Origin of the sequence: Streptomyces sp. NPDC050546, from assembly GCF_044457425.1 — a bacterium.
In the GTDB taxonomy this organism is placed as follows: domain Bacteria; phylum Actinomycetota; class Actinomycetes; order Streptomycetales; family Streptomycetaceae; genus Streptomyces.
Genome location: NZ_JBITGX010000006.1, coordinates 252,129 through 264,985, shown reverse-complemented (window position 1 = coordinate 264,985; position 12,857 = coordinate 252,129). Strand labels below are relative to the sequence as shown.

Genomic DNA, 12,857 nt, shown 5'->3' with positions numbered 1-12,857 from the left:
GGACATGAGGCACCGTGCGGACGAGGCGCTCGGTATACGGACGGTTCGCCGCCGTTACGTCACCGTCTGCGTTCTCTTATGGCTGCCGCCGGGCCTCGGTCTCGCCTCGATGGTCCTGCTCCTCGGCGAGCGCGGTATGTCCCTGGCCGCGATCGCGGGGCTCTTCGCCGCCCACTCACTGACCGTGGCCGCGCTGGAGCTGCCCACAGGTGGTCTCTCCGACGTCGTCGGGCGGCGCCCGGTCCTGGTCACGGCCGGTGTGCTGAACATGATCGCCTGCTGTCTGGTCGGCCTCGGCACCACCGTCGGGGTGCTCACCGCCGGCATGGTCCTCATGGGGGTTTCCCGCGCGTTGGCCAGCGGTACCGCCGAAGCCTGGTACGTCGACACCGTCCAGGCGAGTGCGGGACCCGACGCCGAACTGCGGACGGGACTGGCCCGGGGCGGATCCGCGACCTCCGCCGCGCTCGCGGCCGGCCTGCTGCTCGGCGGGGCCCTGCCTTGGCTGCTCGGCACGGGCACCGGCCTCGGTGCCGGGCTGAGCGAAGCGACATCCGGGGTGGTGCTGCCCCTGTCCGTTCCCCTGCTGCTGGGAGCCGCCGTCAGGGTCGTGCTCGTCTGCTACGTGCTGGCCGTCCTGCGGGAGCCGCCGCGCCCCCGGGCCACCCTGCGTTCCGTGCTGCGTGGCGTCCCGGTCACCGTCCTGGACGGGCTGCGGCTGGGCGGACGGGACGCGCTGGTCCGCCGGGTCGTGCTCAGCGCGGCCGCCGCCGGAGGCGCCCTCGGCGTCGTCGAGTTGCTCGTACCCGGCCGTGCCGTCGAGCTGACCGGGGCGAGCGACTCCGGGGCACTGGCCTATGCCGCCCTCGCCTGCGCGGGCTTCGTCTGCTGCGGTGTCGGCAGCCATCTCGCCCCGTTCGCCGCCCGGGTCGCGGGCGGCGGCGAGCGGGCCGTGCTGCTCTGTCTCGGAACGGGGACGATCGGCGTGCTGCTGCTCGCGGTCACCGCCTCCTCCGCCCACGTGCTCGCCACAACCTTCGCGGTCACGGGCTTCTGCGTCTTCTACGTCGGCATCGGCGCCGTGACGCCGAACCAGAACGACCTGCTGCACCGCCGCGTCCCCCGCGAGCGCCGCGCCACCGCCCTGTCCGTCCAGTCCCTCGCCCAGCAACTGGTCGGCGCCCTCACCGGCCTGGTCGTCGGGGTGATGCGGCCGGGCCCGCTGCCCTGGCTGCTGACGGGTGCCGTGCTGCTGTCCGGGGCGCTGCTGTGGCTCCGCCGCGGAGAGGAGCGGGCCGCGCAGGTCACCGCCACCCGCCCGGCCCCTACCGTGGAGTGATGGACAGCAGCGGTCTTCCTCTCCTCGACCGGCGCATCGCGGACTGCCGGGCCTGCCCGCGGCTGGTCTCCTGGCGTGAGGAGGTGGCCCGTGCCAAGCGGGCCGCCTACGCGGACTGGACGTACTGGGGCCGGCCGGTGCCCGGGTTCGGTCCCGCGGACGCCCGGCTGCTGATCGTGGGGCTCGCCCCCGCCGCCCACGGCGGCAACCGCACCGGGCGGATGTTCACCGGCGACCGCTCCGGGGACGTCCTGTACGAGGCCCTGTATGACGTCGGCCTCGCCTCCCAGCCCACGGCCGTGCACGCCCACGACGGCCTTGAGCTGTACGGCGTACGCGTCACCTCGCCCGTGCACTGCGCTCCGCCCGCAAACAAGCCCACCCCTGAGGAGCGGGACACCTGCCGTCCCTGGCTCGTGCGGGAACTGGGGCTGCTGCGTCCGACGCTGCGGGCCGTCGTCGTGCTCGGCGCCTTCGGCTGGCAGGCCGCGCTGCCCGCGTTCGCCGAGGCGGGCTGGTCCGTGCCCCGGCCCCGCCCCGCCTTCGGCCACGGTGTCCGTTACGGCCTCGACGGTCTGGAGCTCTTCGGCTGCTTCCACGTCAGCCAGCGCAACACCTTCACCGGCCGCCTCACCCCCGCGATGCTGCGCGACGTCCTGCGGACAGCCGGGCGGGCAGCGGGCCTCCCCACCGATGGCGGCTAGGGAGCCTCTTCACCGAACAGGTGGCGGACCGTGGAGCTGTAGTTGGTCCGTACGTGCGTGAGCGCGTGCGCACGGGCCCGGTCCGGGTCGCCCGAGGCGATCGCCTCGTACAGCTCGCGGTGCTCGACGAGGAGCTGGGGCCACTCCTCGTTGCGCCGGGTCATCCAGCGCAGCCGGCCGGCGACCGGTTCCAGGGCCTCGGTCAGCAGGCTGTTGCCCGCCATCGCCACGAGGCGGTCGTGCAGCCGGCTGTTGACGTCCGTGATCACCTCGGCGTCCTCGGCCTCGGTCGCGGCGGCGGCGCGGTCGAGGAGCTCCTGGACCTCGGCCAGGTCCTGCGGGGTCGCGCGGGTGGCGGCGAGTCCGGCGGCGTAGACCTCCAGGGCTTCTCGCAGTTCGAACAGTTCCTTGACGTCGGTCGGGGTGAGGCGGCGTACTACCGTGCGTCGGGGTGTCTCGAAGTGGACGAAGCCCTCTGCGACCAGGGCCCGGATCGCTTCCCGGACCGGAACGCGCGAGACACCGAAACGCTCCGCCAGTTCGCGTTCCACCAGGCGGTCGCCGGGACGGAGGCTGCCCGCGATGATCTCCTGGCGCAGCTCGGCCGTGACGCGTTCGCGTACCGCGCCGAGGGGTTCGATCTTCGTCATGGAGCCCATCTTCGTCGACGCGAGGTGTCTTTTACGCAGCGTTAACAAGAGCGACATCGGTCAGAACGGTTGACGGGGAGACCATGGCGCAGTTTGGTATACCAAACACCTCGCAGGGTGGCCCCCCGTCCTGCGGAGCAGTCCTCCGTCGTCCCCTTGCTCGTGGAGGCCCCCGTGTCCCTCGCCGACCGTGCCGCAGAGACCGGCACCCCAGCGTTCGTCCCTGATCCCCGGCTCACCAACGAAGACCTCGCGCCCGCCAAGAAGCGCAACTGGAAGGTCTTCGACCTCTTCGCCATGTGGATGTCCGACGTCCACAACCTCGGCAACTACACCTTCGCCGCCGGACTGCTCTTCCTCGGCATGAACGTCTGGCAGATCTTCACGTCCCTGCTCGTCGGCTTCGTGATCATCTACATCGGCATGAACTGGATGGGGAAGATCGGGCAGCGCCACGGCGTCCCCTTCCCCGTGGTCAGCCGGATCGCCTTCGGCGTCTGGGGCGCCAACATCCCGGCGCTGATCAGGGCCGTGATCGCCATCATGTGGTACGGCATCCAGACCTACCTGGCCTCCGTCGCCGTCAACGTGATGCTGCTGGCCGCCTGGCCGAGCCTGGAGTCGTGGACGCACAGCTCCTTCCTCGGCCTCGACGCACTCGGCTGGGTCTCCTTCATCGCCCTCTGGCTGGTGCAGGCGGCGATCATCAGCCGGGGCATGGAATCGGTCCGCAAGTTCCAGGACTTCTGCGGCCCGGCGATCTGGCTCGTGATGATCGCCCTGGCCGGGTGGATCCTCTACAAGGCCGACTGGACGATCTCCCTGACCTCCACCCCGCACCCGGTCTCCGTCGGTGAGCAGTGGCGCCAGTGGTTCGGCGCGATCGGCCTGGTCCTCGCCACGTACGGCACGCTGATGCTCAACTTCTGCGACTTCTCCCGCTTCTCGCCCGACTACAGGACGGTCAAGCGCGGCAACTTCTGGGGCCTGCCCATCAACTCCACGGCCTTCGTGATCGTGTCGGTCATCGTCACCGCGGGCGCCTTCGAGGTCTTCGGCAAGGAGATCACCGACCCGGCCTACCTGGTCGCCGAGATCGGCAACACCTGGGTGCTGGTGGTGGGCGCGCTGACCTTCGCCATCGCCACCATGGGCGTCAACATCGTCGCCAACTTCGTCTCGCCGGCGTACGACCTCGCCAACGTCTGGCCGCAGAAGATCACCTTCAAGGTCGGCGGCATGATCAGCACGGTCGCGGCGCTGCTCGTCACCCCCTGGAACCTCTTCTCCAACCCGACCGTCGTGAACTACTTCCTCGGCGGCCTCGGCGCCTTCCTCGGCCCGCTGTTCGGCGTGATCATGGTCGACTACTACTGGGTCAAGCGCGGCCGTGTGAACGTGGCGGAACTGTTCGACGCGACGCCCGGCTCCCGCTTCTACTACCGCAAGGGCGTCAACCCCAGGGCGCTGTGGGCGTTCCTGCCCGCGGCCGGTGTCGCCGCCGTCCTCGCGCTGGTGAAGACCTTCAGCGATGTGGCGCCGTACTCCTGGTTCATCGGCACGGCACTCGCGGCCGGGCTGTACCTGGTCCTGTGCCGTAGCGAACGCGCGGCCGGATACACCGCCGAGCGCCCTGCCATGGAGGTCTGAGAGACGTGCGGATCGTCGTCACCAACTGCAACACCACGCAGGAGATGACCGAGGAGATCGTACGAGGTGCCCGGGCCGCCGCAGGCCCGGGCACCACCGTGACCGGACTGACCCCCGTCTGGGGGCCCGAGTCCGCGGAGGGCTGGCTCGACAGCTACCTGTCCGCCGCGGCCGTCCTGGACACACTGCGGACCTACGACGGACCGCCGTACGACGCCGTGGTCATGGCGGGTTTCGGGGAGCACGGGAGGGAGGGCGTGCGGGAGCTGGTGGACGTACCCGTCGTCGACATCACCGAGGCGGCGGCCCATCTGGCCTGCCTCCTCGGCCGCCGCTACGGGGTCGTCACCACGCTGGAGCGGTCGCGCGGCCAGATCGAGGACAGCCTGGAGACGGCGGGCGTGGCGCGGAACTGCGCCGCGGTCGTCGGCACGGGTCTGAACGTGCTCGACCTCGGCGACGAGGAGCGCACGGAGACGGCGTTCCTCGCCGCCGCCGAGCGGGCCTGTGCGGCCGGGGCGGAGGTGCTGGTGCTCGGCTGCGCCGGGATGACCGGGTTGCAGCGGGCGGTCGGGGAGAAGCTGGGCCTGCCGGTCGTCGACGGAGTCGCAGCGGCGGTCAAACTGGCGGAGTCGCTGGTGGCGCTCGGGCTGACGACGAGCCGGGTGGGGAGCTATGCGGAGGCGCTGCCGAAGCGGAGGGTGTGGGGGAGGCCCGAACGGCAGTAGCTCATGACGGGCCGTCGAGGGTGACGTCGTCGCCATGGGCTCCGTAGAACGCCACCTGGCGGGCCATGACCTCCCGCATCGACGTGCCGCGCGGGATGCCGTACACCGTGCCGGGGAAGTCCAGCGCCTCCTGGATCTGCCACAGTTCGTCGTGCTCGCCGGGGGCGAAGAGCCGGGCCCGGGGCGCCCCGGCCGCGATCCAGCCGATGGGCAGGACCGTGCCGGGCGGCAGTACGGAGTTGACGTGCAGCACGCTGTGGATCCGCAGCTCGGAGCCGGTGCTCGCGACGGCCCCCGGGAAGACACAGGCGCCGGTGGCCACGAAGACCTCGTCCTCGAGGGTCGCCCCGTTGACATGGGCGTGCGGTCCGACGAGCACGGCGTCACCGATCACCGCGGGATGCCGGGCACGTCCACGGACCAGCGCGTTCTCCATCACCACGACGTCCGAGCCGACCCGCACCTCCCCGTCCTCGGCGGTGAGCACGGCCCCGTGCAGCACACGGCTGCGCTCCCCGAGGACGACCGCCCCGCACAGGACCGCTGTCGGGGCGACGTACGCGGACTCGGGGACCACCGGGCGCCGCCCGCGGTGCTCGATCAGCATGGAGTTCTCCTCAGGTCGGCGTCCCGTCGGGGACGACGGCTGTCGCCGTAATCTCCACCAGCTGCCCCGTGTACCCGAGGCACGCCACGCCGATCAGCGTCGACGAGTGCGGACCGGTGCTGAGCCCGGACGCCTCGACGATCTCCCAGACGGCGGACAGCACGGCCGTCTCACTGCCCACGACGTACACGTCGGTCGCCACGACATGCGCCAGATCGCTCCCCACGGCGCTCAGTTGCTCCTTCAGGTTGGCGATCACCTGCTCGGCCTGCCGCACCGGATCCCCGGGGCCGACGAGCTCCCCCCTGGCATCCAGCGGCACAGCCCCCGCCAGGAAGGCCAGCTTGGTGCCGGCTTCCACGACGGACGCGTGGGAGTAGGTGGGCGGCGGAAAGAGGCTCGGGACGGTGACGCGCTGGATCACGGATTCTTCCGATCTACGGGCGGCGACAGGACAACCCACCGATCATGCGAGGCCCAGGCAGGTGAGCGCACCCGTATTTCGTTTCACGACGGCCGAACGGTTCCCCTACGCTGCCCAGCCCAGCCCAGCCCAGCCCAGCCCAGCCCAGCCCAGCCCAGCCCAGCCCAGCCCCGCACCCTCCGCCCGCCCGGGAGCCGTCTCGTGCCCACCTTCCTCGACACCGCCGCCGACCGGCTCGCCGCCCTCCCCGCCGTCGAGGCCGTCACCCTCGGCGGTTCCCGGGCCCAGGGCACCGAACGCCCCGACAGCGACTGGGACCTGGCGGTCTACTACCGCGGCGCCTTCGACCCGGCCGATCTCCGCGCGGTCGGCTGGGAGGGCGAGGTGTCCGAGATCGGCGCATGGGGTGGCGGTGTCTTCAACGGGGGTGCCTGGCTGACGATCGAGGGCCGGCGCGTGGACGTCCACTACCGCGATCTGGACGTCGTCGAACACGAGCGGGCGGAGGCCGAGGCAGGCCGTTTCCGCGTCGAGCCGCTGATGTTCCATCTGGCGGGCATCCCGACGTATCTGCTCGTCGCCGAACTGGCGATCAACAAGGTGCTGCGGGGCGAGCTACCGCGTCCCGCCTCCTACCCGAGGGCCCTGCGCGAGCGCGCCCCCGGGCACTGGCACGGCATGGCCACGGCCACCCTCGGCTACGCCAAGGCCGGCCACGCGCCGAAGGGCGCCCTCACCCAGGTCGCGGGCGCGATCGCCCTCGCCGCGACGCAGACGGCGCACGCGGTGCTGGCGGCGCGTGGCGAATGGGTCACGAACGAGAAGGGGCTCGTCGCGCGGGCGGGCCTGCGTGGGGTGGACGAGCTGGTGAGGAGCCTGACGGACGAGCCGGGCGCGCTCGCCCGGACGATCGCTGACGCGGAGACACTCCTGGCCCGGGCCGTGGAGGCGGCGCGGGGCTGACCGTCGCCGCCGTTCGCGTCCCCGATTGCGTTCATAAAGATCCCGGCCCTCCCGCACTCCGTCACGTTCCGGAAACCTTTCTTCCAGGAACCCCCCTTACCGTGGACAGCCACACCCCGCCCGGCCACCGTCGCCCGAAGGCCCACCCCTGCCCTCGACGAGACGACAGGAGCCCCGTGTCCCGGTCCCGCCGTTTTTCCCTCGCGCTGCCGCCCTGGCTCGCGCACGCCCTGCGCGCTCAGCGGGGGCCGGTGCCCTGGAGCGCGGTGACGCGGGGGGCCCTGTCCGCCGGGCCGTTGTTGCTGGTGGCCGTGGAGACGGGGCACACATCGCTCGGTGTCGTCGCCGCCATCGCCGCCATGCTCGCCGGGATCAACGACCGGCCGGGCAGCCGGCGGGTCTCGGTCAAGCGGCTCGGGGTGCCCGCGCTGGGCGGTGCCCTGGGGCTGGTGATCGGGACGTATGCCGGGGACGAGACCGGCGCGGTCGTGCTGACCGTGATCCTCACGCTCGTCGGGCTCGTCGCGGGCGGCATCAGTGCCATCGGGCCCGTGGCGTCCGCCGTCGGTACGCAGTTGCTCGTCGGCGCGGCGATCGGCGCGGGGATGCCCCTGCCCGAGTCGGGGTGGCAGCGCGCGCTGGCCTTCCTCGCCGGGGCGGGCTGGCTGCTCGTGCTCCGGCTCGTGCTGCCGACGCCCGGCTCCCTCGCCGGTGACTTCCGCTTCGACGGGGAGCGGGCGGCCGTGGCCGGTGTGTACGACGCCGTCGCCGGACTTCTCGACGCCGTCGGCGGACCGAACGCCATCCGCCGCCGCGCCGCGCTCACCGCCGCCCTCGACCACGCCCAGGACGCGCTCGCCGGGCCCCGGCTGCGACGGTACGCCTCCTCCTCCACCGAGCGGCGGCTGCACGCGCAGTACGCCGCCGCGCTGCCCCTCGCCGAGGCCGCCACCGCGCTGGCCTGGGCCGAAGAGGCCATATCCGAACGGGCGTCCGAAGGCCCCCGGCGCCTCGCCGCAGCCGTACGCGACAACACCCACACCGGGCCGCTGCCCGCCCCCTCCCGCTCGGCGCCCGCCCTGCGCGCCCTCGACGACGCCCTCCTGCAGGCCGCCGAGGTGTTCGACCAGGGCCGGGGCGGCGATCTGCACACCCGGCCCCGTACCGCCAGGGACCGGTTGCGCGCCGCCTTCGGTACCGCCGGACGCGAGTACGGACTGCGCGTCGCCCTGTGCTTCGGGGCCAGTGCGGCGGTCGCCCAGGCCCTGCACCGGACCCAGTGGTACGGGGAGCACGAGCACTGGTACTGGCTGCCCGCCACCGCCGTCTTCCTCGTCAAGCCCGACCTGGGGCCGCTGGCCTCACGGGTGCTGAACCGGGCCGCCGGGACCGTCCTCGGCGCTCTCCTCTTCGCCGGGTTCGCCGTCGTCCTGCCCCGGCCTGAAGGACTCATCGCGCTGGTCGCTCTCAGCGGGGCGCTGATACCCGTCGCCACCCGGCACTTCGCCGCCCAGACCGCCGTCGTCACCGTCCTGGTCCTCGCCCTGGTCATGGTCGGCGGCGAGGCACAGGCCTCCGCGGGGCGGATCGGCGAAACACTGCTGGCCTGCGCGATCGTGCTGATCGTCGGGCACCTGCCGATGCCCGGACAGCGCGGCGGGGGAGTGCGCGCCCGGCTCGCGGCGGCGAGCCGAGCCGCGTACGCCTATCTCACCCACGTCCTCGACGAGGCCGACGCCCCGCGCATCGGCGGCTCCGGCACCCCCTCCGACCACCGCGCCACCCGCTGGACCCTGCGCCGTGAGGCCTACCGCACCCTGGCCGAGGCCCGCACGGCCATCTCCCTGTCCGCGCACGAACTGCCCGCCCTCGCCCGGCACACCGAGGGCGCGGACGAGGTGGCCGACCTCCTCGAACGCCTCGTCGACACCACCACCGCCTGCGCCGTGCACCTCGACGACACCGGCCGGATCGGCCCCCGCCACACGGAACGCCTCGCCGCCGTCCTCGACGAACTCAACGGACCCGGGGAGCGGGCGGGGATCCGACTGCCCCGGACACCCCTCGCCGGGTAGCGCTCTCGTCGTACGTTGGCGTGATGACGCCTTCTGCCGCGGACGGTCCCGCCGACCTGATCATCAGCGCCTGTACCGTCCTCGTCCACGACGACCGAGAGCGGATCGGCTTCGAGGAGGACGCCGCGATCGTCGTACGGAACGGGATCGTCCAGGCCGTCACGAGCACCGCGGCGGCCGCGGACATGGCCGCTGCCGAGCGGCTCGACGCCCGGGGCCAGGTCGCCCTGCCCGGCCTGATCAACTGTCACACGCACGCGCCGATGGTCGCGCTGCGCGGCCTCGCCGAGGACCTGCCCACCGAGGAGTGGTTCAACGACGTCGTCTGGCCCGTCGAGTCCAACCTGACGGCGAAGGACGTCGAGCTGGGCGCGCGGCTCGCCTGCGCCGAGATGATCCGCGCCGGCGTCACCTGCTTCGCCGACCACTACTTCGCCATGGACGAGGTCGCCGCGGTGGTCGCCGAGTGCGGCATGCGGGCGCTGCTGGGCGAGGCCTACTTCTCCTCGCAGGGTCCCGAGGGCCGGGAGCGGTCACTGGAGTTCGCGCTGCGCCACCGTGGTTCCGCGGACGGCCGTATCACCACCGCGCTCGCGCCCCACGCTCCCTACACGGTCGATGAAACCGACCTCGCGGCCACCGCCGAGCTGGCCCGCGCGCACGGCCTGCCCGTGCACATCCACGCCGCGGAGAACCGCGACCAGACGGACACCAGCCTCGCCCGCCACGGCGTCACCCCGATCGAGGTCCTGGCCCGCACCGGCATCCTCGACACGGACGTGCTCCTCGCCCACGGCACCGGCATCACCGACCTCGACCTGCCGGTCCTGGAGCGGGCGGATGGTCGTACGGCCGTCGCCACCGCGCCCCGCGGCTACCTCAAGTTCGCCTGGCCCGACACCACACCCGTCCGCGCCCTGCGCGACATCGGCGTCGACGTCGGACTCGCCACCGACGGCGCCGCCTCCAACAACTCCCTCGACGTGTGGGAGTCCATGGCCCTCACCTCGCTGGTCCAGAAGTCGGCCGAGGGCGACCCCCGCCGGCTGACCTCCCGCCAGGCCCTGCACCACGCCACCCTGCAGAGCGCCCGTGCCGTGGGACTGGGGGACAGCGTCGGCAGCATCGCGCCCGGCCGGAGGGCGGACATCGTCCTGGTCGACCTCACCGGCCCGCACACCCGGCCCGTCCACGACCTCGCCGCCACCCTCGTGCACAGCGCCCGCTCCTCCGACGTTCGCACCACGATCGTCGACGGACGGATCCTGATGCGCGACCGGCAACTGCTGACGATCGATGTGCCCGCGGTGGCGGGGGAGTTGGAGGAGCGCCTGCCCGCGCTCGTCGACCGGAGCCACGGCCGGCGCATCCAGGAGTACGACACCTGATTCCCTAGGCTGGCCCGCATGGATCCAGCCCACGGCCTCCTCGAGAACCCCCACGACGTGTACCGGCGGCTGCGCGAGAGCGCCCCGGTGCACCGCACAGCCGGCCCCGACGGCAGCCCCGCCTGGCTCGTGACCAGGTACGAGGACGTCCGCGCGGCCCTCGCCGACCCTCGGCTGTCCCTGGACAAGGCGCATGCGAAGGAGGGGAGTTACCGGGGACTCTCCCTGCCGCCGGCCCTGGACGCCAACCTCCTCAACATGGACCCGCCGGACCACACCCGCATCCGCCGCCTGGTCGCACGGGCCTTCACCACGCGCCGCGTCGAACACCTCCGCGCCCCCATACGCCGGACCGCCGACCGCCTCCTCGACGCGCTCGGCCCGCACGGCACCACCGACCTGATCGCCGTCTACGCCGCGCCCCTGCCGATCACCGTGATCTGCGACCTCCTCGGCGTCCCCGACGGCCACCGCCAGGACTTCCGCGCGTGGACCGACGCGCTCGTCGCCCCCGACCCGGCCCGCCCGGCGGCCGCCAAGGAGGCGGTCGTGGCGATGCTCGGCTTCTTCACCGGGCTGATCGCGGCCAAGCGCGCGGAGCCCGCCGACGATCTGCTCTCCGACCTGATCGCGGTCCGCGACGAGGGTGACCGGCTCACCGAGGACGAGCTGATGTCCCTGGCCTTCCTCATCCTGCTCGCGGGGTACGAGAACACCGTCCAGCTCATCGGCAACGCCGTGCTGGGCCTGCTGGAGCACCCCGAGCAGCTCGCGGCCCTGCGCAGCGACCCGGCGCGCATCCCGGCCGCCGTCGAGGAGTTCGCCCGCCACGAGGGGCCCGCCCTGCTCGCCATCCGGCGCTTCCCGACCGAGGACATGACGATCGGGGACGTCACCGTGCCCGCCGGCGAGACCGTCCTGTTGTCCCTGGCCGCCGCCAACCGCGACCCGGCCCGTTTCCCCGACCCCGACCGGCTCGACCTCGGCCGGGACACCTCGGGTCAGCTCGCCCTCGGCCATGGCATCCACCACTGCCTGGGCGCGCCGCTGGCCCGTGCCGAGACCGAAATCGCCCTGGCCGCGCTGCTGGAGCGGTTCCCGGACCTCGCCCTCGCGTCCGACGCCCCGCGGTGGCGCCGCTCCCTGCGCGCCCGGGGTCTGGTCGCGCTGCCGGTGACGTACGCGGAAAAAACTTCCTGAGCCGGCGATGAGTTCCGCCCCTCCCTCCGGTCACCACCCCGGACGGACCGTTGCCGCAGGAGGGTACAGGAGGGGTTCATGTCGTTGCCGGAGATCGTCTCGCGCGACCAGTGGCGCGCGGCGCGCGCGGAACTGCTGGTCAAGGAGAAGGCCGCCACCCGCGCGCGGGACGCGCTGGGCGCCGAGCGGCGCGGACTGCCCATGGTGGAGGTCGACGAGGAGTACGTGTTCGAGGGCGGGGACGGCAAGGCCACCCTGCTCGACCTGTTCGAGGGGCGGCACCAGCTCGTCGTCTACCACTTCATGTTCGCGCCCGAGTGGGACGCCGGCTGTCGCAGTTGCTCGGGATTCCTGGACCAAATAGGGCATCTCGCCCATCTCAAGGCTCGTGGCACGTCGTTCGCGGCCGTCTCCCGGGCGCCCTTCCCGAAGATCCTGCCCTTCAAGGCCCGGATGGGCTGGACGGTGCCCTGGTACTCGTCGCACGGCAGTGACTTCAACCGCGACTTCGAGGTGACGCTCGAGCATGAGGGGGAGGTCGTCGAGAGGCCCGGCCTCAGCTGCTTCCTGCGGGACCGCGAGCGGGTCTTCCACACCTACTCGACGTACGAGCGTGGTCTCGACGGCCTCGGCTCGACGACCAGTCTGCTGGACCTCACCGCGCTGGGCAGGCAGGAGGTGTGGGAGGAGCCCAAGGGGAGGGCGTCGACTCTCGGGGCGCCTGCGGGAAGCGAGCGCATCCGCTATCACGACGAGTACGACGATTGATACGCAAAGTGAGCACATCCGCCAAGAGGCTGAGAGGTTGGTCACACTTGGCGGTGAACGAGTGTCAACTACGTCTCAGAACCGTCACTTCGCGAGCCGTTCACCCCATGGTTGGCGTTTAACTCTACGAGTACAGCGCTACATGGAGGTGCAGGGTGGTGAACGGGCGAACGGTGCTCGAGCGCTTTCCCGCCGGTGGGCCGCGTGGCTCCTGGCCGGCGGAGGAGTTCGCGCAGGCGCGGCGTCTGGAAGGCCTGCCTGCCGAGGTTGTCATGGACCTCGCTACGGACATGTTCCTGGTGATCGTGCGCAGCGGCGACAGCGCCGACGCCACGGCCTGACGGACGGCCCGCGAAAGGCG

At 72.3% G+C, this 12,857-nt stretch carries 13 protein-coding genes; 10 read left to right on the top strand and 3 right to left on the bottom strand.

Annotation, left to right across the window (positions count from 1 at the left end):
• Positions 1-4 precede the first annotated feature (4 nt).
• Together ACIBK5_RS17270 and ACIBK5_RS17265 are read left to right on the top strand one after the other, a co-directional pair.
• A complete protein-coding gene (locus tag ACIBK5_RS17270; protein WP_399020447.1) occupies positions 5-1,339 on the top strand; it encodes an MFS transporter in 1,335 nt (444 codons plus the stop codon).
• Entirely contained in the window at positions 1,339-2,043 is a 705-nt protein-coding gene (locus tag ACIBK5_RS17265) for a uracil-DNA glycosylase (protein WP_399020445.1), read from the top strand. The genes ACIBK5_RS17270 and ACIBK5_RS17265 overlap by 1 nt, the downstream gene beginning before the upstream one ends.
• Here ACIBK5_RS17265 and ACIBK5_RS17260 read toward each other — a convergent pair.
• Entirely contained in the window at positions 2,040-2,702 is a 663-nt protein-coding gene (locus ACIBK5_RS17260; RefSeq protein WP_399020443.1) for a GntR family transcriptional regulator, read from the bottom strand. The two genes, ACIBK5_RS17265 and ACIBK5_RS17260, sit on opposite strands and share 4 nt — an antisense overlap.
• Positions 2,703-2,867: 165 nt before the next feature.
• Between ACIBK5_RS17260 and ACIBK5_RS17255 the strand changes: the two genes are divergently transcribed.
• Both ACIBK5_RS17255 and ACIBK5_RS17250 read left to right on the top strand, forming a co-directional pair.
• Positions 2,868-4,343 carry an NCS1 family nucleobase:cation symporter-1 gene (locus ACIBK5_RS17255; protein WP_399020441.1) on the top strand — a complete coding sequence of 492 codons (1,476 nt, stop codon included), beginning with the start codon at positions 2,868-2,870 and terminating at the stop codon, positions 4,341-4,343.
• A gap of 5 nt (positions 4,344-4,348) precedes the next feature.
• A complete protein-coding gene (locus ACIBK5_RS17250; RefSeq protein ID WP_399020439.1) occupies positions 4,349-5,071 on the top strand; it encodes an aspartate/glutamate racemase family protein in 723 nt (240 codons plus the stop codon).
• Between the two features lies 1 nt (position 5,072).
• On the opposite strand, the gene ACIBK5_RS17245 is transcribed toward ACIBK5_RS17250, so the two are convergent.
• The gene (locus ACIBK5_RS17245; RefSeq protein ID WP_399020437.1) at positions 5,073-5,678 is read right to left on the bottom strand and encodes a gamma carbonic anhydrase family protein; all 606 of its coding nucleotides are present in this window, start codon (positions 5,676-5,678) and stop codon (positions 5,073-5,075) included.
• 10 nt (positions 5,679-5,688) lie between these two features.
• The gene (locus ACIBK5_RS17240) at positions 5,689-6,102 is read right to left on the bottom strand and encodes a RidA family protein (protein ID WP_399020435.1); all 414 of its coding nucleotides are present in this window, start codon (positions 6,100-6,102) and stop codon (positions 5,689-5,691) included.
• A gap of 201 nt (positions 6,103-6,303) precedes the next feature.
• On the opposite strand from ACIBK5_RS17240, the gene ACIBK5_RS17235 reads away from it, so the two are divergent.
• From ACIBK5_RS17235 to ACIBK5_RS17210, 6 genes are all read left to right on the top strand, one after another.
• Entirely contained in the window at positions 6,304-7,065 is a 762-nt protein-coding gene (locus ACIBK5_RS17235) for a nucleotidyltransferase family protein (protein ID WP_399020433.1), read from the top strand.
• 176 nt (positions 7,066-7,241) lie between these two features.
• Positions 7,242-9,140: an FUSC family protein gene (locus ACIBK5_RS17230; RefSeq protein WP_399020431.1), complete on the top strand. Its 1,899-nt coding sequence runs from the start codon at positions 7,242-7,244 to the stop codon at positions 9,138-9,140.
• A 23-nt stretch (positions 9,141-9,163) separates the two neighbouring features.
• A complete protein-coding gene (locus ACIBK5_RS17225; RefSeq protein ID WP_399020429.1) occupies positions 9,164-10,528 on the top strand; it encodes an amidohydrolase in 1,365 nt (454 codons plus the stop codon).
• Positions 10,529-10,546: 18 nt separating this feature from the next.
• Entirely contained in the window at positions 10,547-11,728 is a 1,182-nt protein-coding gene (locus tag ACIBK5_RS17220) for a cytochrome P450 (protein WP_399020427.1), read from the top strand.
• A gap of 78 nt (positions 11,729-11,806) precedes the next feature.
• The gene (locus ACIBK5_RS17215) at positions 11,807-12,496 is read left to right on the top strand and encodes a DUF899 domain-containing protein (RefSeq protein ID WP_399020425.1); all 690 of its coding nucleotides are present in this window, start codon (positions 11,807-11,809) and stop codon (positions 12,494-12,496) included.
• A 158-nt stretch (positions 12,497-12,654) separates the two neighbouring features.
• Positions 12,655-12,837: a hypothetical protein gene (locus ACIBK5_RS17210; protein ID WP_189728827.1), complete on the top strand. Its 183-nt coding sequence runs from the start codon at positions 12,655-12,657 to the stop codon at positions 12,835-12,837.
• The last annotated feature ends 20 nt before the right edge of the window (positions 12,838-12,857 follow it).